This is a genomic window from Clostridium sp. MCC353 (assembly GCF_018785315.1).
Lineage (GTDB): Bacteria > Bacillota > Clostridia > Lachnospirales > Lachnospiraceae > CHH4-2.
This window is the reverse complement of sequence record NZ_WQPN01000045.1, coordinates 1-25,106: the sequence shown is the minus strand read 5'-3', so window position 1 is coordinate 25,106 and position 25,106 is coordinate 1. Positions and strand designations below refer to the sequence as shown.

Annotated in this window: 19 protein-coding genes; 11 read left to right on the top strand and 8 right to left on the bottom strand. The window is 47.5% G+C overall.

Annotation, left to right across the window (positions count from 1 at the left end):
* Window positions 1-9 precede the first annotated feature (9 nt).
* The 5 genes from GPL15_RS09835 to GPL15_RS09820 all read left to right on the top strand — a co-directional run bounded on the left by GPL15_RS09835 (window position 10) and on the right by GPL15_RS09820 (window position 7,758).
* Complete coding sequence (locus GPL15_RS09835) at window positions 10-1,026, top strand: uroporphyrinogen decarboxylase family protein (protein ID WP_215698502.1); 1,017 nt, start codon at window positions 10-12, stop codon at window positions 1,024-1,026.
* Window positions 1,027-1,435: 409 nt separating this feature from the next.
* Window positions 1,436-2,467 (top strand): type I glyceraldehyde-3-phosphate dehydrogenase, encoded by a 1,032-nt coding sequence (gap, locus tag GPL15_RS09830; RefSeq protein WP_215698501.1) that lies wholly within the window; start codon window positions 1,436-1,438, stop codon window positions 2,465-2,467.
* Window positions 2,468-2,655: 188 nt separating this feature from the next.
* The gene (locus tag GPL15_RS27400; RefSeq protein WP_252198269.1) at window positions 2,656-3,870 is read left to right on the top strand and encodes a phosphoglycerate kinase; all 1,215 of its coding nucleotides are present in this window, start codon (window positions 2,656-2,658) and stop codon (window positions 3,868-3,870) included.
* Between the two features lie 21 nt (window positions 3,871-3,891).
* A complete protein-coding gene (gene tpiA / locus GPL15_RS27395) occupies window positions 3,892-4,641 on the top strand; it encodes a triose-phosphate isomerase (RefSeq protein WP_252198267.1) in 750 nt (249 codons plus the stop codon).
* Between the two features lie 165 nt (window positions 4,642-4,806).
* The gene (locus GPL15_RS09820; protein ID WP_215698500.1) at window positions 4,807-7,758 is read left to right on the top strand and encodes an EAL domain-containing protein; all 2,952 of its coding nucleotides are present in this window, start codon (window positions 4,807-4,809) and stop codon (window positions 7,756-7,758) included.
* A 132-nt stretch (window positions 7,759-7,890) separates the two neighbouring features.
* Here GPL15_RS09820 and GPL15_RS09815 read toward each other — a convergent pair whose 3' ends face one another.
* On the bottom strand, window positions 7,891-8,685 hold the full coding sequence (locus GPL15_RS09815; protein WP_215698499.1) for a M55 family metallopeptidase: 795 nt from the start codon (window positions 8,683-8,685) through the stop codon (window positions 7,891-7,893).
* Between the two features lie 358 nt (window positions 8,686-9,043).
* On the opposite strand from GPL15_RS09815, the gene GPL15_RS09810 reads away from it, so the two are divergent.
* Together GPL15_RS09810 and ilvD are read left to right on the top strand one after the other, a co-directional pair.
* Window positions 9,044-9,739, top strand: coding sequence for a FadR/GntR family transcriptional regulator (locus GPL15_RS09810; RefSeq protein ID WP_215698498.1), 696 nt, complete (start codon window positions 9,044-9,046; stop codon window positions 9,737-9,739).
* A gap of 509 nt (window positions 9,740-10,248) precedes the next feature.
* Entirely contained in the window at window positions 10,249-11,970 is a 1,722-nt protein-coding gene (ilvD, locus tag GPL15_RS09805) for a dihydroxy-acid dehydratase (protein WP_215698497.1), read from the top strand.
* A 79-nt stretch (window positions 11,971-12,049) separates the two neighbouring features.
* Here ilvD and GPL15_RS09800 read toward each other — a convergent pair whose 3' ends face one another.
* From GPL15_RS09800 to GPL15_RS09790, 3 genes are read right to left on the bottom strand one after another with little or no spacing between them, the layout of a single operon-like run.
* Window positions 12,050-13,396 carry an ABC transporter substrate-binding protein gene (locus GPL15_RS09800; RefSeq protein WP_215698496.1) on the bottom strand — a complete coding sequence of 449 codons (1,347 nt, stop codon included), beginning with the start codon at window positions 13,394-13,396 and terminating at the stop codon, window positions 12,050-12,052.
* A gap of 38 nt (window positions 13,397-13,434) precedes the next feature.
* Window positions 13,435-14,292 (bottom strand): carbohydrate ABC transporter permease, encoded by an 858-nt coding sequence (locus GPL15_RS09795; protein WP_252198265.1) that lies wholly within the window; start codon window positions 14,290-14,292, stop codon window positions 13,435-13,437.
* Window positions 14,282-15,178 carry a sugar ABC transporter permease gene (locus tag GPL15_RS09790; RefSeq protein ID WP_215698495.1) on the bottom strand — a complete coding sequence of 299 codons (897 nt, stop codon included), beginning with the start codon at window positions 15,176-15,178 and terminating at the stop codon, window positions 14,282-14,284. Before GPL15_RS09790 ends, GPL15_RS09795 begins: the two co-directional genes overlap by 11 nt.
* A 416-nt stretch (window positions 15,179-15,594) precedes the next feature.
* On the opposite strand from GPL15_RS09790, the gene gpmI reads away from it, so the two are divergent.
* Window positions 15,595-17,133, top strand: a complete 1,539-nt coding sequence (gene gpmI, locus GPL15_RS09785) for a 2,3-bisphosphoglycerate-independent phosphoglycerate mutase (protein ID WP_215698494.1) — start codon at window positions 15,595-15,597, stop codon at window positions 17,131-17,133.
* 98 nt (window positions 17,134-17,231) lie between these two features.
* Here gpmI and GPL15_RS09780 read toward each other — a convergent pair whose 3' ends face one another.
* The 4 genes from GPL15_RS09780 to GPL15_RS09765 all read right to left on the bottom strand — a co-directional run bounded on the left by GPL15_RS09780 (window position 17,232) and on the right by GPL15_RS09765 (window position 21,431).
* Window positions 17,232-18,011 (bottom strand): amidohydrolase family protein, encoded by a 780-nt coding sequence (locus tag GPL15_RS09780; RefSeq protein WP_215698492.1) that lies wholly within the window; start codon window positions 18,009-18,011, stop codon window positions 17,232-17,234.
* On the bottom strand, window positions 18,008-18,787 hold the full coding sequence (locus tag GPL15_RS09775; RefSeq protein WP_215698491.1) for an amidohydrolase family protein: 780 nt from the start codon (window positions 18,785-18,787) through the stop codon (window positions 18,008-18,010). Before GPL15_RS09775 ends, GPL15_RS09780 begins: the two co-directional genes overlap by 4 nt.
* Before the next feature lie 19 nt (window positions 18,788-18,806).
* Window positions 18,807-20,105, bottom strand: coding sequence for a hypothetical protein (locus GPL15_RS09770; protein ID WP_215698489.1), 1,299 nt, complete (start codon window positions 20,103-20,105; stop codon window positions 18,807-18,809).
* Window positions 20,106-20,201: 96 nt separating this feature from the next.
* Window positions 20,202-21,431 (bottom strand): pyridoxal phosphate-dependent aminotransferase, encoded by a 1,230-nt coding sequence (locus tag GPL15_RS09765; protein ID WP_215698487.1) that lies wholly within the window; start codon window positions 21,429-21,431, stop codon window positions 20,202-20,204.
* A 469-nt stretch (window positions 21,432-21,900) separates the two neighbouring features.
* Between GPL15_RS09765 and GPL15_RS09760 the strand changes: the two genes are divergently transcribed.
* The 3 genes from GPL15_RS09760 (at window position 21,901) to GPL15_RS09750 (ending at window position 24,964) form a co-directional block, all read left to right on the top strand.
* A complete protein-coding gene (locus GPL15_RS09760; RefSeq protein ID WP_215698485.1) occupies window positions 21,901-22,572 on the top strand; it encodes a PAS domain-containing protein in 672 nt (223 codons plus the stop codon).
* Window positions 22,573-22,733: 161 nt separating this feature from the next.
* A complete protein-coding gene (locus GPL15_RS09755) occupies window positions 22,734-24,272 on the top strand; it encodes a DUF1538 domain-containing protein (RefSeq protein WP_215698483.1) in 1,539 nt (512 codons plus the stop codon).
* A 14-nt stretch (window positions 24,273-24,286) separates the two neighbouring features.
* Window positions 24,287-24,964, top strand: a complete 678-nt coding sequence (locus tag GPL15_RS09750; RefSeq protein WP_215698481.1) for a P-II family nitrogen regulator — start codon at window positions 24,287-24,289, stop codon at window positions 24,962-24,964.
* Window positions 24,965-25,106 lie beyond the last annotated feature (142 nt).

Here is a 25,106-nt window from a genome sequence, read left to right as displayed (position 1 = left end):
ATCATAAAAATGACATCGAAACAGTTGGTAGCCGATACACTGGAGTTTTGCCATACCGGACGGGTTCCGCGGCAGATGTGGGTATTAAACTGGGCAAAGCTGAATTATCCCCAACAATTGGCTGCGATATCCGGAGAATTTCCGGATGATATTGTGAGTCCGCCGGTTTTGTGCAGAGAGGCCAGCAAGGTTAAAAGGGGCAATAAATTTGCAGCCGGCTCTTATACGGATGAATGGGGCTGTACCTTCCTGAATGTGCAGAACGGAATAGCAGGGGAGATGAAAGAACCTCAGGTTTGCGGGGAAGAGTGGGAGGATTGGGAAAATGTACATATACCGGACGAAAATCTCACGCTGGATGTGGAGGAAATCAACCGCTTCTGCCGCCAAAACCGGGACAAATACCTGTTAAGCGGATGTTTTCCCCGTCCGTTCGAACGTCTGCAGTTTATCCGAGGGACGGAAAATCTTTATATGGACCTTATGTTTCCTCCTGATGCCATGATATCATTTATGAAAAAAATGCATGAACATTACTGCAATGAACTGGAAATCTGGGCCAAAACGGATGTGGATGGGCTGCAGATCATGGACGACTGGGGCGCGCAGAACAATCTTCTGATTAACCCGTCCATATGGCGAGAGTTATTTAAACCCATGTATAAAGAGTATGCCCAAATTGCTCACAGACACGGCAAGAAATTATTCATGCATTCCGATGGAAATATATTGAAAATCATACCGGATTTGATTGAGATCGGCGTGGATGCCTTAAACTCCCAGATTTTCTGCATGGGAGTGGAGAATTTAAAACCTTTTAAAGGAAAGATCACATTCTGGGGCGAGATTGACCGGCAGAATATACTGCCGTCTCCCCACATCGGAATGACAAGGCAGGCAGTGGATGAGATATACGGCGCCCTGTATTCAAAAGGCGGATGCATTGCCCAGTGTGAATTCGGTCCGGGAGCCAGACCTGAAAATGTGTATGAAGTGTTTCACCGATGGAATGAGAGATCGGGATGAATGCAGCTATATAATAAGGAAGGGATTATGACGGAAGATCAGAATGATTCTGTTAAACAGATGTTGTCAATGTGATCCGATTCTGGTACAATATCAATGGATGACATGGCATCAGCTCTTTATGGAAACATTTATTTTAAGAATAATTTTGAAGAAATGTGCCATTCTACTACAACAGGAAGTAGGCAGCAGACTGTGTTCTAAGGAATCTGGCTCTTGCAGCGATTTGGCCGCAGCCACTCAAAATGACCACGTAAAGCCCTAAAAACCTGATAAAATAAGCGTTTTTAATGAAAATGAAAAAAATAATACAAACTACTTGATCTTTCGTACTTTTTTATGTACAATGATCTGTAGGTTGATTATATTTTAACAATCATTTAAAATTATTCTTTAGGAGGAATTAATTATGGCAGTAAAAGTAGCGATCAATGGTTTTGGACGTATTGGCCGTCTGGCTTTCAGACAGATGTTCGGTGCAGAAGGATACGAAGTAGTTGCAATCAACGATTTAACAGATCCTAAGATGCTCGCTCATTTATTAAAATATGATACCGCTCAGGGCGGATATGCCGGACATCTGGGTGAAGGAAAACATACAGTTGAAGCTGGAGAAGATTCCATCACTGTTGACGGAAAGACAATCAAAATCTATGCAGAAAAGAACGCTGCTGATCTTCCTTGGGGAGAAATTGGTGTTGACGTAGTATTAGAGTGTACAGGCTTCTACTGCTCCAAAGAGAAATCCCAGGCTCATATCGATGCAGGCGCTAAGAAAGTTGTTATCTCCGCACCGGCTGGCAATGACCTTCCGACTATTGTATACAGTGTTAACGAAAAAGTTCTTACAGCTGACGATACAATCATTTCCGCAGCTTCTTGTACAACAAACTGCTTAGCTCCTATGGCGAAAGCTCTGAATGACTATGCTCCGATCGAATCCGGTATCATGTCAACCATCCACGCTTATACAGGCGATCAGATGATTCTTGACGGACCACACAGAAAAGGTGATTTAAGAAGAGCAAGAGCCGGCGCAGCTAACATCGTTCCTAACTCAACAGGCGCAGCAAAAGCCATCGGTTTAGTTATTCCTGAGTTAAACGGCAAATTAATCGGTTCTGCACAGCGTGTTCCGGTTCCGACAGGATCCACCACAATCTTAGTAGCAGTTGTTAAGGGCAAAGATGTGACAAAAGAAGGCATCAACGCAGCTATGAAAGCAGCATCTTCCGAATCCTTCGGTTACATCGAAGATCCGATCGTTTCTTCCGACGTTATCGGTATGAAATACGGTTCTTTATTCGATGCTACTCAGACCATGGTTTCCAAGATCGGTGATGATCTGTATCAGGTACAGGTTGTTTCATGGTATGACAACGAGAATTCTTACACAAGCCAGATGGTAAGAACAATCAAATACTTCGCTGAATTAGCTTAATATCGTTCTGCGGATCAAGACGCAGACTTTATAACGATCCATAGAAGGGTCCGGTCATTTGGGCCGGGCCCTTTTGAAGTGTATAAGAATAATGTATACAAAATTTGAGTCCGGGCCTGTTTGAACTCTCAATCCGGCCCGGGGCCCGGATTTTGTCCATTAGGAATGATAATAGGAGGAAGAATCCCATGTTAAACAAAAAAACTGTTGATGATTTAAAAGATCTGAAAGGCAAAAAAGTATTAGTCCGCTGTGACTTCAACGTACCGTTAAAAGACGGCGTGATTCAGAACTACAACCGTATTGACGGAGCGATCCCAACCATCAAGAAACTGCTTGACCAGGGCGCAAGAGTAATTCTCTGTTCCCACCTTGGCAAACCGAAGGGAGAACCGGTTCCTGAGATGTCTTTAGCGCCTGTTGCACCGGCTCTGGCTGAACGGTTAGGCGTGGAAGTGAAATTTGTGGATGATCCTAAGGTTACAGGACCTGAGACACAGAAAGTTGCCGCTGAATTAAAAGACGGAGAAGTACTGCTGCTTCAGAACACCCGTTACAGAGTGGAAGAAACCAAATACGGCAAAGATGATGCGGCTGCAGCATATGCAAAAGAGCTGGCTGACCTTTGCGACGATGGTATTTTCGTAAATGACGCGTTTGGTACCGCCCACAGAGCTCACTGCTCCAACGTTGGCGTGGCAAAATGCTGCAAAGAGAATGTTGTTGGATACTTGATGGAAAAAGAGATCAAATTCCTGGGCGAAGCAGTTGAGAACCCGGTTCGTCCTTTCGTTGCAATCCTGGGCGGAGCAAAAGTATCTGATAAGATCAATGTAATCAACAACCTGCTGGATAAAGTGGATACCTTAATCATTGGCGGCGGTATGGCGTATACCTTCGCAAAAGCGCAGGGACAGGAGATCGGCAATTCCTTATGTGAAGAGGATAAACTGGACTATGCTCTGGAGATGGTGAAGAAGGCAGAAGCCAAAGGCGTTAAACTGCTCCTTCCTGTAGATCATGTGGAAGGAAAAGAGTTCTCCAATGATACAGAAAGAAAAGTTGTGGAAGTGATCGACGCAGGATGGTCTGGATTTGATATCGGACCGAAAACCATCGAACTGTACAAGAAGGCTCTGGAAGGCGCTAAGACAGTGGTATGGAACGGACCGATGGGCGTTTTTGAGTTCTCCAATTTTGCAGAAGGAACTTTGGAAGTATGCCGTGCCGTTGCTGAATTACAGGATGCTACCACGGTTATCGGCGGCGGAGATTCTGTAAACGCTGTAAAACGTCTTGGATTCGCTGATAAGATGACACATATTTCCACAGGCGGCGGCGCTTCTCTGGAATTCCTGGAAGGAAAAGAATTACCAGGCGTGGCTGCGGCAGACAATAAATAAATAAACAGGGAGAATAAGGGAATGGCAAGGAAAAAAATTATCGCTGGCAACTGGAAGATGAACATGACGCCTACAGAGGCCGTGGCATTAGTGAATGAATTAAAACCATTGGTTGTGAATGATGAAGTGGATGTGGTATTCTGCGTACCGGCAATCGACATCATTCCGGCTATGAAAGCCGCTGAAGGAACCAACATCAATATCGGTGCGGAAAACATGTATTATGAAGAGAAGGGCGCGTTTACAGGCGAGATTTCTCCAAATATGCTGGTTGACGCAGGTGTAAAATATGTTATCATCGGCCACTCTGAGAGAAGAGAGTACTTTGCAGAGACAGACGAAACCGTTAATAAGAAAGTTCTGAAAGCATTTGAACATGACTTAACACCGATTATCTGCTGCGGCGAGAGTTTGACACAGAGAGAGCAGGGAATCACCATTGACTGGATCCGTCAGCAGATTAAGATCGCGTTCCTGAATGTGACGGCAGATCAGGCCAAGACGGCAGTTATCGCTTATGAGCCGATCTGGGCTATCGGAACAGGAAAGGTTGCGACTACAGAGCAGGCACAGGAAGTCTGCGCGGCTATCCGCGTATGCATCGGCGAAATCTACGATGAAGCTACTGCAGAAGCGGTCCGCATCCAGTACGGCGGTTCTGTTTCAGCTTCCAGCGCGGCTGAATTATTTGCTCAGGCAGATATTGACGGCGGTCTGGTTGGCGGAGCATCTCTGAAACCGGATTTCGGAAAGATTGTAAATTACAAATAATAGTTAAATGATTGTTGAAAAACCACAGCCGGACAGGCAATTGCCCCGGCTGTGGTTTTTTGTCGTATTTTTCAGTCTAAACCTGCTGTTCCGGTTGACGGCGGTAACCGGAAAACAGTATAATAATGGTATTCATTATATTAAAGTTGCCGGATGGGAGTTATTATGAATACAATTGCGGGAAGCAGAGAGACCAGTATTTATATTATAGATGATAAATATAGAATCGTTCATTTTAACCGGGCGCTTCAAAAGGTATTTCCAACGGTACGCTGTGGGGATGTCTGTTATGAGACGCTGTGCCGGGAAGAAGAGCCATGCAAAGGCTGCCCGCTGTCGAAGACGGATAATGACAATGCCATCTTTTTTAATAAGATCGTCCAGGAATGGCTGGAAGTGAGCACGGGCATGATAGACTGGCCGGGCGCTGGAAGCTGCAATGCTGTTTTTGTGCGGGAAATTCATGCGGGCAATAAAAATCTGCTCTATAACCTCACCAATATTTCCGCTTACGATGAACTCTATGAACTCAATCTGACCGAGGACAGTTACAAACTCCTCTATCACACGGAAGGCAAATATGTGATTCCGGCTAAAGAGGGCAGGCTGGAGACGATGAGAAACGATGTGGCCGGCCATATGATCCATCCGGAAGACAGAGAACGGTTTCTGGAATTTTGGAATTTGGAAAGCGTCATCCCCCGCATCCAGGAGGAGAACAGCGACCATGTTTTAAAGGGAGAGTTCCGAAAACTGAAAGAGGACGGCGGATACTGCTGGGTGGTTCAGACGGTTGTCCCTATTTCGGAAAATGAAAAAGATGATAAACTGGTTATGTGCTTTATTCAGGACATCGATGAACAGAAGAGTAAGGATCTGGAGGACCGTAAGCTGAGGGATGATTCCTATGACCGATTCATCGGGCTGTATAAGAGAAGTGCATTTTTGAAAAAGGCCGGAAGTTTTTTAAAGGAAGCGGCGGAGCATGCTTATGTTATGGTGGCCATTGATATTGAACATTTTAAATTGTTCAATGACTGGTACGGACAGGATGCGGGAGACGCATTTTTGGTGAAGATCGGCGGATTCTTAAAGGATGCCCAGGAACGGTACGGAGGAATTGCAGGATACATGGGCAGCGATGATTTCTGCATTATTTTGCCTGATGATTCGGATATTCTGACCGGGCTTCAGAACCAGATTATGGATTATGTGAAGAATTACAGCGGAAATGTGGGATTCCTTCCTGCATTTGGAGTGTATGGGATTGAAAATAACGGCCTGACCACCAGCGCCATGTATGACAGGGCTTTAATTGCCCTGACTTCTGTGAAAGGCAATTATGGAAAAAGGGTCTGCCGGTATGACGCGGGTATGAAGAAAACCTTGGAGGAAAACCAGAAACTGCTTTCAGAGGTTCAAAGGGCATTGGTAAACCGGGAATTCACATTTTACGCCCAGCCCAAATGCAATCTGATAACGGGAAAGATCATCGGCCTGGAATCCCTGGTGAGATGGAACCACCCGGACAGGGGCCTGATTTCACCGGGAGAATTTATACCGCTTTTAGAGAGCAACGGATTTATAACAAACCTGGATATCTTTCTGTGGGACCGGGTTTGCAGCAGTCTGAAACAATGGATCGACCGTGGGAATAAGCCGGTTCCTATCTCGGTCAATGTGTCCAGGGTGGATATTTATACGCTGGATGTGGTGGAACATTTTAAAAAATTGACGGAGACTTATAACCTGGACCCCGGGCTGGTTGAAATCGAAATCACGGAAAGCGCCTATGTGGAGGAATATCAGATCATACCTGCTGTGATTGATAATTTAAGAAAAGCAGGGTTTACAGTGCTGATGGACGATTTCGGAAGCGGATACTCCTCTCTGAACATGCTGAAAGATGTCAATGTGGATGTGCTGAAAATTGACATGAAGTTTTTGGAGATCAGCGAGGGCAGCGCGGATAAAGGCGTGGGGATTTTGGAAGCCATTGCCAGAATGGCAAGAATCATGCGGCTGAATCTGATCGCGGAAGGGGTGGAGACAAAAGAACAACTGGATTTCCTTCTGAACATCGGCTGCATTTACGGACAGGGATATTATTTTTACCGGCCTATGCCCATTGAACAGTTTGAAGCGTTGCTGGCGGCAGAGGATAACATTGACTTCCGGGGAATGAAAGCGAAGCAGATGGCCAGCCTCAACATCAAAGAACTGCTCAATGAAGATGTATTCAGCCAGACCATGATCAATAACATTCTGGGCGGAATTGCATTTTATGATGTATATGAAGGCCGGGTGGAACTGATCCAGGTGAATGAGCAGTATTACAAGGTTACGGGCATGAATCCGGTCGATCTGGAGGAATGCCGTAAGGCCATCATGGAGCAGATTTACAAGGCCGACCGCAGAATTGCGCTTAACATCTTCGAAGAGGCGTATAAAAATACGCTGAACGGAGCGGAAGGGGATGTAAGGCGGTTGAAAGACGGCAGCATGATCTGGATGCATTTGAGGGCATTTTTTATAAAAGAACAGGATGGGCACAGGCTTTTTTACGGATCGGTCAGTGATGTGACGGAAAAGATGCGGAAAGAACAGAACCTGGAATCTTCTCAGAAGGCCTTGGCGGCGGCTGTAACGGTGCGGGAATTTGACAACGACGAAGCCATGCAGAAGCTTTCGGAGAGGAGCCGTCGGGAAGCGGTTTCTGTTTTTGCCAGAATTACGCCAGGCGGCATGATCGGAGGATATTGTGAGGCGGATTTTCCGCTTTATTTTGCCACCGGTGAGCTGATCCAACTGATGGGTTATGAATCTTACCAGGAATTTGTACAGGCTGTGGATGGAAAAGTGATCAATACCATTCATCCGGGAGACAGGGAACGGGTGATAAGGGAATTGGGAACCGATTATTATCCGGGGATGGAATATACCACGATGTACAGAATGATGAAAAAGGATGGAAGCTGGTTCTGGACTCTGGACAAGGGCAAAGTGATCCAGACCGACGAGGGAGGTCTGGCGGTTGTCAGCGCCTGTAAGGATATTACGGAAATCCTGGAGATGCAGCAGCAATTGGAGGGCATCAATGAAATGCGGAAAGGGTAAAATGTGATTGAAGCATGTGGTTGAATCCCCATTTTTGCCATCTGTATCCCTTGCTTTGCGGTGCATTGGGCCCCGATTCATTCAGCGCAGGCGGCATTGCGGAATGAACCGGGGCCAGGTATCATATAAGGGTTATAATATAAACATTCTGGCGGTCATCACGTCTTTGATGGAGGAAGAGGTATAGGATACGGTATAATCGTCAATTTTTTTCACGCCGGGATACCAGGATGCTTTGGAAGCGCTGGTGTGGTCTTTGTAGTTGATTTCCATTGTCAGGGTTTCAGGAAGCCGGATGTGGCAGTTGTCCCGCTGGAGCAGGGCCAGTCTGGCTTCTTCCCGTATCATTTCCTGGGCTTTAGCGGGAGCGACGCTGATTGCTGCGGCCCCTATGCCCTGTTTTACGGCGGCTGTGCGGATGTTGGGATCGTATCTGCGTACATGTTCGGTCAAGGCCAGATCACCGCTCAGGAATACCACAGGGACGTCCATGGAGGCGGCAATATAGGCGTGGATTAAAAATTCGGAAGCTAACTCACCGTTGAACTTCACGTAGTTATTGCCCCGGTTCATGGTGTGGCTTAATGGGCTTCCGCTGCTGCCTGCTGGTGAATGGTAGCCTACAAACATGACGGCGTCAAAGCTGGCATCCAAACCGCCCACCATGGAATCGGGCGTACAGGTCCAGCCGTTTATGATCTTCACCTCTTTTGGAAACAGGGAAAGATCCATATTACGCCCGGTTTCATGGGCGTCTTTTACGTAAATTTCATCTGCGCCCGCGTCCAGAGCCCCCTGGCAGGCGGCCACGGCTTCTAAGGTCATCTCTCTTGCCAGAGGCGCATATTCAATGTCCCCCATATTGGTGGAAGACCAGGAGACGGAACCTGATATTCCTTCAAAATCAACGCTGATATACACTTTCATTGCTTAAACCCCCTCATTTTATTTGAATTAATTGTAAATCAAAATGAGGATTTAATCAATATATCCGGCCGCAGAGGGACTGTTGACAGAGAAAATGGTTTATATTATGATGGTAATGCTGTGAAGACATCAGACGGGAAGGGATAATTGGAAAAATGATCCTGATGGCTTGATTCCACGGCAGAATTTGTGACGGAGCCACGAATTTGATCCGCAGATGGGAATTGGAATTCTCAGCGCGTGGATGGGTAGCGCAGTGGATGCGTGATGCAGTGGATGCGTAACGCAGTAGATGCATAATGCAATTGATGCGTAATGCAGAATCTGCGTAAAAATGCTTCGGAATGGAAGGATTATTATGGAACATGTAGGCGGTTTATATAATGGAAGGCCGTTAGCAGATCAGGCGGCGGATCTGATATTGAATTATATTATTGAGAATGACCTGGAAGCCGGGGCCAAACTGCCCAATGAGTTTGAGCTGGCCCGGCAGATCGGAGTCGGCCGCAGCACGGTCAGAGAGGCCATTAAGATTCTGGTATCCAGGAATATTGTGGAAATCCGCAGAGGGGCGGGAACATATGTATCGGAAGGCCAGGGGGTGATCGAAGATCCCCTGGGGCTGACCTTTGTGAAGGACAAAAAGGGGCTGGCCCTGGATCTTTTAAGCGTCCGTCTCATGATGGAGCCGGAAATTGCCATGATGGCAGCAGAACATGCCAGAGAAGAGCAGATACGCGGCCTGTACGTCCAGTGTGAAAAGGTAGAAGCCATGATACACGAGGGAAAGAACCATTTAGAAGAAGACATCCTGTTTCATAAGATGATTGCGGCGTGCAGCGGCAATGTGGTGGTGGAAAAACTGGTTCCGGTTATCAATTCTTCCATTGCCGTATTTGTGGATGTGACCAACGGACGGCTGAAGGAGGAAACCATAGAGACCCATCGGGAAATTGTGGACGCCATTGCAGCAAAGGACGGAGAGGGAGCCAGATGTGCGATGCAGATGCATCTTTTGTACAACCGGAGGGCGATAAAAAGCATATTGGATTGACGGATGGAGAGATGCCGGTTTGCAGAGGATGAATGGTCGGATGCAATGCTGGGACATCTCTCCTTTTGGATTGGCGGAATAGCTATTTAGATTCGGCTTATGAATTGAAATACATATGATGTCTATTGGATGCGCGAAACCTCAGATTTGTAAGTAACGCCGTTATTGTTGGTGTTTGTAACGTTCAGACGGCTCGCCTTCCTGACCGAAAAACGGTCGAAAACCATCAGGATGCCCATTCGGTATGAAACTTGGTTAAAAACAGCTTATAAACGAGCTTGACGCCGCTTTTTTAATCAATTTTACCGCCGTCTGAACTGTCACTGCTGTGCTGCAGAAAAATGGAAGTTGTATTGACAAAGACAGCGATATGTGATAATTTTAAATTATAAAATACATCATACGTCTTATGACTGCGATATTACGAAAAATGGAACGCTAATTGAAATTGGGTGAGCAGAGGGCCGCCCGCACAGCCGTGCCGAAGGGCCGGCAGAATGGAGGATAATATGAAGTTAAAAAGCCAGGAAACCCGGGCGATTGCGCCGGAGATGGATCCGCTTCGCATGGGAATGGGATGGAAGGTAGAGGATTTGGAAAAACCGCAGATTCTGGTGGAGAGTACATTTGGCGACAGCCATCCGGGAAGCGCCCATCTTCTGGGATTTGTAGAGGAAGCGGTTAAAGGGATTAATGAACAGGGCGGCAAAGGCGCCAGATATTTTGCTACGGATATTTGCGACGGCATGTCCCAGGGACATGACGGGATCAACTATTCTTTGGCGTCCAGAGATACCATCTGTAATTTGATTGAAATCCATGCTAATGCGACTACATTTGATGCAGGTGTATTTGTGGCCAGTTGTGACAAGGCGGTTCCTGCGCATCTGATGGCCATCGGAAGGCTGAATATTCCGTCCATCGTGGTGACGGGAGGCGTTATGGAAGCGGGGCCGGATCTGCTGACACTGGAACAGATCGGCATGTACAGCGCCATGTGCCAAAGAGGTGAAATCTCCGAAGAAAAGCTCACTTATTATAAACATCATGCATGTCCGTCCTGCGGGGCCTGTTCCTTTATGGGAACCGCATCCACCATGCAGGTAATGGCTGAATCCCTGGGGCTCATGCTGCCGGGCAGCGCCCTCATGCCTGCCACCTGCGCCGATTTAAAAGAGGTTGCTTACAAGGCGGGGAAACAGGCGGTTGAACTGGCCAAGAAAGGGATGAAAGCCGGTGATATCGTGACCATGAAGTCATTTGAAAATGCAATTATGGTGCATGCGGCGATTTCCGGTTCCTCCAACTCCCTGCTCCACATTCCAGCCATTGCCCATGAGTTCGGGTTTGAACTGGATGCGGATACATTTGACAGAATGCATAGGGGCGCCCATTACCTGTTGGATATCAGACCAGCCGGAAAATGGCCGGCAGAATATTTCTACTACGCAGGCGGCGTTCCCAGAATTATGGAAGAGATCAAGAGTATGCTGCATCTGGATGTCATGACCGTAACCGGCAAAACTCTGGGCGAGAACCTGGAAGACTTAAAAAAGAACGGTTTCTATGAAAAATGTGACGCTTATCTGGAAAAGGTGGGAAGAAAACGCACGGATATCATCCGTACCTTTGACGACCCCATCGGCACGGACGGCACGATTGCCATATTGAGAGGCAACCTGGCGCCGGAAGGAGCGGAAGTAAAGCATACGGCGGCTCCAAAAGAGATGCATACGGCAGTGTTAAAGGCGAGGCCGTTTGACTGCGAGGAGGATGCCATTGAAGCGGTTATCAGTAAGAAAATCAAGCCAGGGGATGCGGTGCTCATCCGCTATGAAGGCCCTAAAGGAAGCGGCATGCCGGAGATGTTCTATACAACCGAGGCGATTTCCTCCGATGAAGAACTGGCAAAAACAATAGCCCTGATTACAGACGGCCGTTTTTCAGGCGCGTCCAAAGGGCCGGCCATCGGCCATGTATCGCCAGAGGCCGCCGATGGAGGCCCAATCGCACTAGTAGAAGAGAATGACCTGATTGAGATCAATATCCCAAAACGGATTCTCAGAATTATAGGCATTGACGGAGTGGAGAAAACGCCGGAAGAAATCGATGCGGTTCTGGCCGAGAGAAGGAAAGCATGGTCTCCCAAGCCGAGAAAATATACTTCAGGGGTGCTTAAAATTTTCTCTGAACATGCGGTGTCACCGATGAAGGGCGGATATATGGAGTAGGGATTTAAAGTAACGGGCGATTAAAGTAAAGGGTCAAGGCATTTTCGAAAATGCCTTGACCCTTTACTTTAATCGCCCGTTACTTCACCTCATCCAACGCCGCCTGAGCCGTTTTTGCCGCCTCCTTCAGCGCTGTGTCCGCAGGGACATTTTCTATCTCCACCTGATCGGCGGCGATTGACAGGGCGTCAAAGATTTTGCCGCCTGTGGGATCGATAGGATCAGGAGAGGCGTGCATGGACTGGTTAAAGGGGATGAGAGCCTGAGGGGTTTCTTCCGTATATGCTTTATATTCAGGATCGTCCAAAGTGGATTTTCGAACCGGGATATACCCGGTGGCCATGGACCATTTGGCCTGCTGGGCGTTTTCTGTGAAATACTTCATGAATTCATAAGCGCCGTCCTTTGTCCGGTCCTTCCCTGTTTCTACCATGACTAACTGCAGGACTCTGGCTACCGGCGCGGATTCGTGATCCCCGAATCCGGGCTGTTCCATGGCGCCAACGATTGAGAAGTCCAGATCAGCCTGGTCGCCGGAGGATCCGGTATAACCTCCCGCCTTATCCTGAAGCACATCGTCCATGGTAGCGTACCAGTATTCCCAGCCCTGGCCGCCGTAGTGGATGGCCATGGACTTATCGTCATGGATCCATTTTCGTACGGATTCCCAGGCCTCCACCCATGGCTCTGAATCTATGAGAACCGTGGTGTTATCGCTGCTTATCATGGCCCCGCCGTTGCTGAGCGCCATATCGATCAGGTTATCAGCGCCCCACATGGGTTCCCAGCCATAGGCGCTGCTGCCGGTTTTCCTGTAAATGCCGCCGGACGCTTCTGCCAGATCCTGCCAGGTTTTGATGGCATCCGGTTCAATCCCGCATTGTTCAAAAATGCCTCTGTTATAGTACATTACCTGAGTGGTACCATAAGCGGGAATGGCGAACAGCGTGCCGTCCTCCTGAATGCACTGGTTGTAAAATACAGGAATCAGCCCGCTGCTGTCAAAAGAAGGATCCTGTTCTATGTAGATATCCATAGGCACCAGCAGATTTTTCGCCATAAGGCTCCGGGATTTATCCGAATCCAAAAGAGCCACGTCTGGCGCATTTTTTCCGGCAATCCCTGCCTGAAGCTTGGTGTAGGTTTCGTCGTAGTCTGCCTGCTGTATGCCGGTCACCTGATATTGATCCTGGGACTGGTTGTAGCCCTGGATGATTTCTTCCATCACTCCGGCCGCAGTTTTCCCTCCGGAGTACCAGAACATGACCTGTACCTTTCCGCCGGCTGTGACATCCTTTGGCTGGCCGGCTGCCCCACAGCCGGTGAGGAGCAGGGAAAACAGAGCTGCTGTTAAAGCGGCTGTACGGAAATTTTTAGTGAAGCTTTTTTGAGAGATTTTCCTCTTTGTCAATGTTTTACGGTTCATTTGATTTCCTCCTTGCAGATGATATTTTTTATAGGAAATTATCCTTTGCATCCCAAATCTGTAATGCCTTCCACAATCCATTTCCAGGATGCCGCAAACAGCAGCAGCAAAGGGACTACCACAACGGTTCCGGCAGCCATCACAAGTGACCATTCGGTTCCATACGCCCCTCCTTCATAGAGAAATCGTCTCAGCCCCTGGGATACCAGGCTTAATTTTGGTGTATCCGTAATAAGGGAAGGCCACATATAGCTGTTGTAAGTATTGATAAAGGACAGCAGGATAAAAGTTATAAATGAAGAGCGGGTCATTGGAACTACAATTTTTACGAGTATGGAAAAATGGCCCGCGCCGTCCACTCTGGCCGCTTCCATGGTTTCAGCCGGAACCGCCTTAAATGCCTGGCGGAGCAGGAAAATACCGAATACGCTTACCCCGTTCGAGAGAATCAGTCCTCCGTAGCTGTCCAGTAGCCCCATACGGGAAAGTATGATATAACAGGGAATATAGGTTACGGCTGTGGGCACCATATAAGTGAACAGCACCAGCCTAAACAGTATTTCCCTGCACTTGATCTTCATAAAAGTGACTGCATACGCGAAAAGAGAACAGCAGGCCACCTGGATCAAGACCACGCAGACTGCCACAAAAAGGCTGTTTGCAAGATAGCGTGGAATGGGGGAACTGCCCAGTACGGTCATATAATTTTCATACCTGGGAACCGCCGGCCAGAAATTGTGAAGGGACATCACTTCCTCTTTTGTTTTAAAAGAGCTGACAGCCATCCACAAAAATGGAAATATAGTGAAGCAGCAGGCTGGTCCCAATAGGAGATGGGCGGCCAGACGGCCCGGATTATGCCTCTTTCCGGAAGCCCGGATTCTTTTATTGTTCATCAGACAGCCCTTCCTTTCGGTTTATATAAGTCTGCAAGAGAGCGAGCGACATTCCTATAGCCATGAGGACGACGACAGCCGCCGCCGCTTTTCCCATGTTAAACTGTTCAAATCCCAACTGATAATAGAGATATAACAGAGTACGGGTGCTGCCGGAAGGCCCTCCCTGGGTCAAAATCTGGATTTGGTCGTAAGCCCTCAGGGAATCAGCCGCTGTTACAAGGCCCACCAGCAGGACAGCAGGGCGCAGCAGAGGCAGGGTAATATAGAAGAAACGCCGGAGACTGTCCGCTCCGTCCATGGATGCCGCCTCATATAATCCTTTTGGAATTCTGGACAGCGCTCCTGTGAATAAAAGCATGACGTAACCCAGATTTTTCCAGACAGTTACCAGGGCGACGCTGGCAAGGGCTGTTTGGGAACTGTGAAGCCAGGGAAGACCTTCCATCCCAAGCCGGTTTAGGAGATAATTGGCCAATCCACTTTCCGGTTCAAAAATCCAGGTCCACACGATGGATACGGCCACAGCCGGTGTGATCCAGGGCGAGAATAGGATGAGGGAATAGATGGTGTGTCTGCCTGCCGGCCACAAAACCAGAGCCAGCAAAAGTCCCAGGCCCATTGCCGGGATCACCGTTTCCAGGGCGAATAATAACGTATGGGACAAGGCGCTCCGAAAGCTGTCGTCCCTGAAAAGAGAACGGTAATTTTCCAGCCCGGTGATGTGAAAATCCGAAGTCATATAATCCCAGTCCGTGAAGCTGATCCCTATGGAAGCCCCTATGGGAATCAGCCAGAAGAGGGTGAGAAAGACCAGAGCAGGCAGTATAAAGGCGGCAAAAACCAGACCGTCTTTTAGAGCTTTGGAACAATGGATGTGGGACATAGTGGCAGTCCTCCTTAATCAAATGACATGATGTTCATAAAAATAAATAATGCACGAAAAATGAACAAGATAGACAATATCATTAATTCCATATACTGTCAATAAAAATGTTCAAAAAATTTTTAATAACTAATAAAATGAACATCAACCCATAGATATGAATGCAAAAACAGATTCTTCTGCAAAAGAAAACATCGGAGTGGCCTGTCGTGGAGTTTTTGCCTGGAAGCAGAAAAATGATGGCATTTTGCATAGGAAATATAAGGAAAGACTGACAAAATATTGTCATTCCTCTGTTGCAAGAATGCATAAAATCATGTACAATATAGTATTGTTAGAATTAGTATGCTTATAATTTAAAATAAACAAGCAGGAATCAATTGCGTCCTGCGTAAAAATGATGAAGGAGAAAGAAAATGAGTAAAAAGCCTGTAGTTTTAATGATACTCGATGGATATGGATTAAACGATAACTGTGAAGCCAATGCGGTCTGCGAAGGCAGGACGCCGGTTATGGACCAGTTGATGAACCAGTGTCCATTTGTTAAGGGCAATGCAAGCGGCATGGCGGTAGGGCTTCCGGAAGGACAGATGGGAAACTCGGAAGTGGGTCATTTGAACATGGGCGCAGGCCGCATCGTATATCAGGAACTGACCAGAATTACCAAATCAATTGCGGACGGCGATTTCTTTGAAGTTCCGGCGTTCTTACAGGCCGTAGAGAACTGCAAAAAGAACGACAGCGCCCTTCATTTATTCGGATTGGTTTCAGACGGCGGAGTTCACAGCCACAATACCCATATCTATGGTCTGCTGGAGCTGGCTAAGAGAAACGGACTTGAGAAAGTATATGTACACTGTTTCCTGGACGGACGTGATACGCCTCCGGCTTCGGGAAAAGAGTTTGTGGCAGCTTTGGAAGATGAGATGAAGAAAATCGGCGTGGGTAAAGTGGCGTCTGTGATGGGCCGTTATTACGCTATGGACCGTGACAACCGCTGGGACCGTGTGGAACTGGCTTATAACGCCCTCACCAAGGGACAGGGCAATACAGCGGACAGCGCCACCGGAGGAATCCAGGCATCCTACGACGATGATAAAAATGACGAATTCGTAATTCCGTTTGTAGTGACTGAGGACGGCAGACCGGTTGCCACAATTCAGGATCACGATTCCGTAATTTTCTATAATTTCCGCCCGGACCGCGCGAGAGAAATCACCAGAGCGTTCTGCGATGATGAATTTACCGGTTTTGCCAGAGAAAAACGCCTTGATCTGACTTATGTCTGCTTTACCGATTACGATGAAACCATTCAGAATAAGCTGGTGGCATTCCACAAAGAGAGCATTACCAATACATTTGGCGAGTTCCTGGCTGCCCATGGAAAAACCCAGGCCAGAATTGCTGAGACGGAGAAATATGCCCATGTGACTTTCTTCTTTAACGGAGGCGTGGAAGAACCCAATAAAGGGGAAGACAGAATCCTGGTTAAATCTCCTAAGGTGGCAACCTATGATTTACAGCCGGAGATGAGCGCTCCTGAAGTTTGTGACAAGCTGGTGGAGGCCATTAAGTCCGACAAGTATGATGTGATCATCATAAACTTTGCAAACCCTGACATGGTTGGCCATACCGGCGTGGAAGCAGCGGCTGTGAAAGCGATTGAGACAGTTGACAACTGCGTGGGCAGAACAGTGGAAGCGATTAAGGAAGTGGACGGAGTGATGTTCATCTGCGCCGACCACGGCAACGCGGAACAGCTGGTGGATTATGTGACGGGGGATCCATTTACCGCCCATACCACAAATCCAGTGCCATTTATTCTGGTCAATGCAGATCCTTCTTATAAATTGAGAGAGGGCGGCTGCCTGGCAGATATCGCGCCTACTTTGATTGAACTGATGGGATTGGAACAGCCTGAAGAGATGACAGGGAAATCTTTGCTTGTTAAATAGAGAAAATAAACAGTGAGTATAGACAGTGCATGCCGCAGCAGGAATCCAAGAGATTTTGCTGCGGCATGCATTTTTAATTAGAGGGAGAAACAGACCGCCTATGCCTGTTTTTCAATTTTAAATAACCGGGCCGCGTTCTGATATAAAACAGCCTCTTTTACGTCATCCGGAAGCTTTGCTCTGGTGACTTCGTTGAGGATCCCTTTCTGGACATATAATGGGAACTGGGATCCGAATAAGAACATCTCCTTGGGATAAATCTTTAAGAGTTTTTCTAATGGAAATGAAGTGAAGATGAACCCGGACATATCCACGTATACCTTATCCCGCGGTAAAATGTTAAATCGCAGCGCATACGTATCCCCGAAGCTGAAATTAGCCAGTACAAATGTGTTGTCCCGGTATGTCCCTAAAAATACCCCCAGCTTATCCAACGGTATGGGCGCCGGATGGAGCAGATAGGACACCCGCAGATCCTCAACCTGGCCGGCGATGATCACCGGCAGGTCATATTTTCCGGCGGTTTCGCATACCTGTGCCAGGGCGGGATCCTGCATCTGGTAACCGTGATATCCCGGATATAGTTTGATGCCGCGAATGCCGAACTCGTTGACAGCGGTACGGACATCCTCCTTCCAGCCGGAGGAGAACGGGTTGACGGTCATGATGTGGTACGCGTTTTGTTCATCGGCAATGGCTTCATGAAGCTTAATATCCCCTTCAAAGGGGTCTTCATAAAAAATGGAATTGACGCTGGAGACCATCAAAGTCCCAATTCCGTTTTTGGCGCAGTGTTCTTTGATGCGTGAAAAATCAGTTTCACCCGCGTCACGGAAAGGCCAGCTTCCATAATAGATGTTGGTATCTGCAATTTTCACAGGGGATCACCTGCCTTCCAAGTCTTATCGTAAATCCGCAGAGCATTTTTATATAGTATGTCTTCTTTTATTCCCTCTGAGAGTTCTGCATCCTGGACTTTTCCTATGCAGACAGCAAAGGGGACATAGGGGAAATCGCTGCCGAACAGCACCCGTTTGGCTCCTAAATGTTTTACCGTATATTCCAGAGCGCCGTAACGCATCAGTGAACCGGAGATATCGACCGCTACATTGGGGTGGTTTTTTACATTTTTTACTGCCAGATAAGCGTTGCCTCCGGTATGGGCCATGATAATTTTTGCCTCTGGGTAACGGGCGGCCAGGTTAGCGATGTGGCCGCTGTGTGATTCCAGAGGATACATGGGCACTCCAGGGCCCTTGGCTTTGTGGGAGGTGTGGATTAGGATGGGAATATTGGCTTTTATGGCTTCTTCCACCACGGGATCGGCCCTGTGGTCATCCATATAGCATTCGCTGAGGAATTTTAAACCGACCACGTTATGGCCGTAAATGCCGCGCCGGGCCACCTCCACCGCATTTTTATTCACGATATTTACGCGGCAGTAGCTGCGGATGTGCTGGGGATGGGCCGCTTCAAAAGCGTATTGGGCGGCGTTGAGACGGTCGGTCTCTTCCTCGTTGGGCACCTGGTTTGTCAGTTCGATTGCAGACAGAAAGGCCAAATCGATTCCATAGCGGTCAATTGTTTCCAGGACTTCCCGTTGATCTTGTTCTAAATTGGAACCGAAGATATGTCCATGCATATCAATAATCATAGTTTCATTCTCCTCTCTGCTATACTAGCCCCAAACTGCCGAGAATAACGCCGATGACGGATACGATGAGAGGGATCACCACCGTTGTCACTCCCAGATATTTATAACCTTCTTTATGAGACACGCCGCAGTATCCCAGAATCAGCACGCAGGCGCTGTTGTGGGGCAGGGAATCAAAACTCAGCGAGGACAGGCTCATTAAACGGGAGACCACTGCGGGATTGCCGCCCAAAGCCAGAACTTTATCGCCGATTGCCGTACAGGCGATGCGCATGCTTCCGTAAGCGGAACCGGATATGGCGGCGATGACTGCAACGGCGATAATCGTGTACAGATAAGGATTGCCAAAGCTCACCGCGGAAAGGCCATCTGCCACCAGGGCATAACCCGGTACAGACGTTACTACGGCGCCGAAACCGGAAAGGGCTGCGGTTGTGACCACAACCTGGGAATTTTGTACCGCTTCTCCCAGCAGCTTGTTGCAGGAGGGAAGAAGGGTTTTGGCAAACATCAGGACAATAATGATGCTTCCACAGAACAGGCTTGCATATGCGGGAAATTTAAAGCAGTTCAAAGTTACGATGATAAAGATCAGCGGAACTAAAATTATCAGAGGATTGGGCAGCCCTGTCTGATCCATATCGAACCCTGTATATTTGGCATCTTCCGGTATGGGATTAAAATGCTCCCCCTTTTTACGGCATTTTTTGGCTTCTGCATTCAGGTAGAGGATGCATCCGGCGGCGGCTGAGAAAAATGCGATGAAACCGATTGTAGGGGCCGCCAGTACGGTAACGCCGAAGTGAGAGCTGGGAATAGTGTTGTTGAGGGTGGGAAGACCCGGTATCATGCAGGCTGTTACGGTGGGCCCGAGAATACAGGCAGGAATCAGTTTACGGGGGAGATCCGCTTTTTTGAACAAAGCAAGAGCAATGGGGTAGATGGTGAAAATGATCACAAAGGTGTTTACGCCGGCAACTGCCAGCACGATATTACATATGATCATGGCTAAGACAATATTATCCGTACCCAGCTTATTGAATAAATTGAGGGCAATGGAAGTGCTCAGACCGGAGGCCTCCAAAAATTTGCTCAGCAGGGCTCCTGTTAAAAATACGGGGAATTGCTGGATAATAAAACTTCCCAGCCCATTCATATACGTTCCCGCATATCCTTCCGCCAGCCCCATGCCTCCGGACAGGGCGACGATCAGCGCGCAGATGGGGGTCAGGATCACTAAATTTACAGATTTGACACAGCCGTAGATCATGACGGCTATGGCTGTGAGAATGCCAATCAAACTAATTATTTCCATCATGTTATCTTCTCCTTTTAAGGCTCAGGCAGTTTATGTAATTTCATTGCAGCAGCCTTGGACTGCGATGATTTACTTTGGTTGCAGCCGGATTTAAGTTTATCCGGACACTCCTTTTACAGCCGCCAGTTTGGATAATGCCTCAGCTACCCGGTCCAAAATGGCGTAACAGTCTTCGTCCTCCCAGCAGCATCCGGCAACGAGGCGGATATGGCCTTTTCCCTGCTCCCCATAGAATTTTCCGTCATTTACATTTACCTTAGCTTCCTCAATCAGGTAACGGGCCACTTCCGTGGAGGTTCCCAGTTTTGAGATGTTAATCCAAAGCAAAAATGTGGCCTCGGGCATCAGGATGGATACGCCTGGTATGGAGTTAAACAGTTCATATGCGTAATTTCTCCGCCGGTCATATTTCTCTTTGTATTCCTGGATGAATCTGTCGTCTTCAAATGCCGGCATGACGGCCATCTGGCTCAGGGTGCTTGTCGCTCCCTGAATGTTGACTGCAGCTCCATAGAGGGCGTTCATGATCACATCGTCGGCATAAATCCAGCCGATACGGAATCCGCTCAGCGCCATGCCCTTGGACACGGAGCAGACTGTGACGGTTCGTTCCCACATACCTGGAATCTGTGCCATACAGACCATATCATGGCCTTCGAAGGCCAAATCCTCGAAAGCCTGGTCACAGATGCAGACCAGATCATTTTTAATACAGAAACCGGCCAGTTGTTCCAGCTCTTTTCTGGTATAGGAGACGCAGGTAGGATTGTTGGGGTTGGTGAGAAGCACCATCTTTGTTTTACCTGTCAGGCGCTTTTCATATTCTTCAATCCTGATATGCCAGTTGTCTTTTTCATAGGTGGGAACCCGGACCGTTTTACCACCCAATAGTTCGGGATTCAGGAAATTGCTGCCGTAGCTGGGATCGTGAACCAGAACTTCGTCTCCCGGGTTGATCCATGGAAACATGGCAAAGAGCAGGCCGATGTCGGATCCGGGATTGATGATAATATTTCTTTGAGGGTTTAAATCAATGCCGTAAATGTTCTTGATCCGTTTCGCAATCATTTCTTTTAAATCCCGGCTTCCGATGGGCATGATATAGTGTGCGGGAAAACCTCCGCTTAATGCTTCGGATGCTGCTTTCATCACGTGATCCGGGATGGAGGGATCCGGGGCGAAGGGGTCTGCCCAGCTCATCATGGCAACCCCCTGTTGTTTCATCCTTTCTGCCACGTCGCCGACATCCGCTTTCTCCGTCTCGGAAAACAGCCCGCCATCCAGGTTTGCGAATACCGGCCTCATTCTGTTTTTAATATTACCCATTAGTTTTACTCCTTTTTGTTCTAAAAGGCATGCTTTTTGCAGAGCCTGAGGTTTAACCGCTTACCTTATCTGCCATCCGGCCGTTTGTTTCCGTTCGGAAATGACGCTGCTGACATGCGGTATTCTGTGAGCAGGTGCTTGTGTAAAAAAATAACTCCCATATGGATTCTCTTCCCCCTTTCATTAAAAAACTAAAATTATTTTTAAAAATAACTAAAAATAAATACAGTATTTCTTTATGATTACATTATAATACTAAAATTTATTTTAGTCAATTCTGTTTAAAAACTAAAATATATTTTAGCGTATAGTGGCTGATTTTTGTATTTCACATCAGTCCGGAATGGGAATTGGTGGAAGAAACTTGTATCAACTGTTATAGTTTTCTCTCTCCTTATTAAAAACAATGATTGCAATCCTTTCTATATTATTGTAAACTTAAAGCGCGTTTAACAAGGGGAAAAATGATATGAACCATATTATATTAACAGAGGAAGACCGTAAAATATTAGAATCTTATAAGACTGTCATCGACGGTTTGGCTGCCTATCTGGGGAGCAGTTATGAGATTGCGCTCCACAGCCTGGAGGATTTGGAGCATTCGGTTATTAAAATTGTAAATGGATTCCATACGGGAAGGTCAGAGGGATCGCCGATCACCGATCTGGCCCTGTTTTGGCTGGAGAAAATAGAAAGTGAAAACGGTTCTCATGATTACTATGAATATTTCAGCAAAAATAAGCTGGGAGAGCCGCTTAAATCAACGACCATAGCGGTCAGGGGCAGCGAAAACAGGATTATCGGGCTGATATGCATAAACCTGTATCTGGGCACGCCGCTGATACATTTTATTTCAGATATGATTCCGGAAGATAAGACCGTATTCGCCACAGAGACATTTACGGACAATCCAAATGATACCATAAAGCAGGGGCTGGAGAATGCGAAGGAGATTGTGCTGAATGATAAGACGATCCCTCCGTCACAGCGGAAAAAGGAAATTATCAGGATTTTGCAGATGAAGAAGATCTTTGAAATCAAAAATTCTGTGGAGCAGATCGCCAATGAACTGAATATATCCGTCAATACGGTTTATTTTCATTTGCGGAATATCGCAAAGCAGGAAGGCAGTCTGGATTAATTGGACAACCGATGTTTCTTGACCTGCCATTTCGGTCGAGAAAATAATCCGTCTGAAATGCTTCATTTTATGCAGATTCAATCTTAACAAAATCTTAATACGGGAATACAACCCTCATCATGTATAATAAAATAGTTCACATAACATAAAAAGGAGGGTTCATGATATTCTATCAAACTAAACTTCAGGAAAAGCTGCAGGAAGCTTTAAAAGCGGTCCTCCCGATTATTGGGATTGTGCTGCTGCTCTGTTTTACCATTGCGCCGGTATCGCCAAGCATATTGATGGCCTTTATACTGGGGGCGGTCCTGCTGATTGTGGGAATGATGTTTTTCTCTCTGGGAGCGGAACTGGCGATGACGCCCATGGGAGAGAGGGTCGGCACCAGCATAACCAAGTCTAAAAAGCTGCTTGTAATGGTCGGTCTGGGCTTTGTGCTGGGCTTTATGATTACAATTTCGGAACCGGATCTGCAGGTTTTGGCGCAGCAGGTTCCTGCCATTCCAAATATGGTGCTGATACTGGCAGTGGCAGTGGGGGTTGGGATATTTTTAAGCGTAGCGCTTCTTCGAATGCTTTTTGGCATCGCTCTGCCGCCTCTTTTGGTGGCGCTCTATTGTATGGTGTTTGTTTTGACATTTTTTGTTCCGGCTGATTTCCTGGCTGTGGCTTTTGATTCCGGAGGCGTTACCACCGGGCCTATGACAGTGCCTTTTATCATGGCTCTTGGTATTGGTATTTCTTCAATCCGAAGCGATAAACATGCGGCAGACGACAGTTTCGGCCTCGTGTCCCTCTGTTCGGTGGGGCCTATTTTAGCGGTTCTTGTATTGGGGATGATATTCCATCCGGCTGGGAGCGCATATGAGCCGGAAGTGATCCCGGAAATTCAAAATTCCGTTGTGCTGAGGAAACTGTTTTCCGATGCATTGCCTGAATATATGGTTGAAATGGCGGCTTCGCTGTTTCCGATCATCTTCTTTTTTGGAATATTTCAGATGGTATCTTTAAAACTCAGCAGAAAAAAATTGATTAAAATTTCCATTGGACTGATCTATACATATATCGGTCTGGTCCTGTTTTTAACAGGAGTGAATGTGGGCTTTATGCCGGCGGGAAATTATCTGGGACAGGTGATTGCCGGGCTGCCTTACAGGTGGATTATTGTGCCCATCGGAATGGTAATCGGCTATTTTATCGTTATGGCTGAACCTGCGGTCTATGTGCTGACCAAACAGGTGGAGGAACTGACAGACGGGGCGATACCGGGAAAAGCTATGGAAACAAGCCTCTCAATCGGTGTGTCCTGTTCCATTGCTCTGGCTATGATCAGGGTATTGACCGGTATTTCGATTTTATGGTTCATTGTGCCGGGATATGCGATCGCATTGAGTTTATCCTTTTTCGTGCCTAAGATATTTACGGCTATCGCCTTTGACTCAGGAGGCGTGGCATCCGGTCCGATGACAGCCACCTTTTTGCTGCCGTTTGCCATGGGAGCCTGCGTGACTGTTGGCGGCAATATTGTGACGGATGCATTTGGCGTTGTGGCGATGGTTGCAATGACTCCGTTAATCACCATACAGGTGCTGGGTGTGATCTATCAGTGGAAGGCGAAACGTTCCAAGGTGCAGATCCCCGCAGCAGAACTGCCGGCTTCTCTGGATATGCTGGACGATTACGATATTATTGAATTATAGAAAGGAAATGAGGCATGAGTGAAGTATATTTGATGATCACTGTAACAAACCGGAGCCGTGTAGAGAAATTCCTTTCATTTTACAAAGAAAGACAGTTAAATGTCATGACGGTAACCTTGGGAGCCGGGACGGCATCCGGGGATATGCTGGATTATCTCGGATTAGAAGCGGCTGAAAAAGCGGTAATCTTTTCCGTGGTGACGGACGATAGCTGGGATAAGGTGAAAAGAGGCTTGGAAAACCAGATGAAAATCGATATTCCTGGCAGCGGAATTGCATTTATCGTTCCATTGAGCAGCATCGGAGGAAAGCGGGAACTGATGTTTTTGACGGAAAACCAGGGATATGAGAAAGGGGAAGAAACCGTATTGAAGGAAACAACTCATGAACTGTTAGTAGTAATTGCAAATAACGGATATATAGAAACCGTAATGGATGCGGCCAGAACCGCCGGAGCAGCCGGAGGAACCGTAATTCACGCCAAGGGAACCGGCATGGAACGTGCGGAACAGTTTTTAGGCGTATCGCTGGCTTCCGAAAAAGAGATGATCTTCATCGTCGCCAGGAAAGAACAGAAAAATGCCATCATGAAAGCCATCATGACCCAGGCGGGAATGGAATCCAAAGCGAAATCCATTGTATTTTCGCTGCCGGTTACGAGTACGGCGGGGCTGCGGCTGTTGGAGGATTGAGGGGGGAAATCTTTATTTAGGTGATTGGCGAGAGTTACGCCGGGGATCCAGGGAATGTGAGACCCGAAACCGTTCAGGCGGATGGAGAGGGGACACCGGATGGGCGGTTGGATCCGCAGGAGGCCGGGGCACGGTTTGCGGT

Excerpts from the sequence above, each read along its gene's own strand:
- GPL15_RS09835 (WP_215698502.1), top strand. The coding sequence starts at position 10 with ATGACATCGAAACAGTTGGTAGCCGATACACTGGAGTTTTGCCATACC.
- gap (WP_215698501.1), top strand. The coding sequence starts at position 1,436 with ATGGCAGTAAAAGTAGCGATCAATGGTTTTGGACGTATTGGCCGTCTG.
- GPL15_RS27400 (WP_252198269.1), top strand. The coding sequence starts at position 2,656 with ATGTTAAACAAAAAAACTGTTGATGATTTAAAAGATCTGAAAGGCAAA.
- tpiA (WP_252198267.1), top strand. The coding sequence starts at position 3,892 with ATGGCAAGGAAAAAAATTATCGCTGGCAACTGGAAGATGAACATGACG.
- GPL15_RS09820 (WP_215698500.1), top strand. The coding sequence starts at position 4,807 with ATGAATACAATTGCGGGAAGCAGAGAGACCAGTATTTATATTATAGAT.
- GPL15_RS09815 (WP_215698499.1), bottom strand. The coding sequence starts at position 8,685 with ATGAAAGTGTATATCAGCGTTGATTTTGAAGGAATATCAGGTTCCGTC.
- GPL15_RS09810 (WP_215698498.1), top strand. The coding sequence starts at position 9,044 with ATGGAACATGTAGGCGGTTTATATAATGGAAGGCCGTTAGCAGATCAG.
- ilvD (WP_215698497.1), top strand. The coding sequence starts at position 10,249 with ATGAAGTTAAAAAGCCAGGAAACCCGGGCGATTGCGCCGGAGATGGAT.
- GPL15_RS09800 (WP_215698496.1), bottom strand. The coding sequence starts at position 13,396 with ATGAACCGTAAAACATTGACAAAGAGGAAAATCTCTCAAAAAAGCTTC.
- GPL15_RS09795 (WP_252198265.1), bottom strand. The coding sequence starts at position 14,292 with ATGAACAATAAAAGAATCCGGGCTTCCGGAAAGAGGCATAATCCGGGC.
- GPL15_RS09790 (WP_215698495.1), bottom strand. The coding sequence starts at position 15,178 with ATGTCCCACATCCATTGTTCCAAAGCTCTAAAAGACGGTCTGGTTTTT.
- gpmI (WP_215698494.1), top strand. The coding sequence starts at position 15,595 with ATGAGTAAAAAGCCTGTAGTTTTAATGATACTCGATGGATATGGATTA.
- GPL15_RS09775 (WP_215698491.1), bottom strand. The coding sequence starts at position 18,787 with ATGATTATTGATATGCATGGACATATCTTCGGTTCCAATTTAGAACAA.
- GPL15_RS09770 (WP_215698489.1), bottom strand. The coding sequence starts at position 20,105 with ATGATGGAAATAATTAGTTTGATTGGCATTCTCACAGCCATAGCCGTC.
- GPL15_RS09765 (WP_215698487.1), bottom strand. The coding sequence starts at position 21,431 with ATGGGTAATATTAAAAACAGAATGAGGCCGGTATTCGCAAACCTGGAT.
- GPL15_RS09760 (WP_215698485.1), top strand. The coding sequence starts at position 21,901 with ATGAACCATATTATATTAACAGAGGAAGACCGTAAAATATTAGAATCT.
- GPL15_RS09755 (WP_215698483.1), top strand. The coding sequence starts at position 22,734 with ATGATATTCTATCAAACTAAACTTCAGGAAAAGCTGCAGGAAGCTTTA.
- GPL15_RS09750 (WP_215698481.1), top strand. The coding sequence starts at position 24,287 with ATGAGTGAAGTATATTTGATGATCACTGTAACAAACCGGAGCCGTGTA.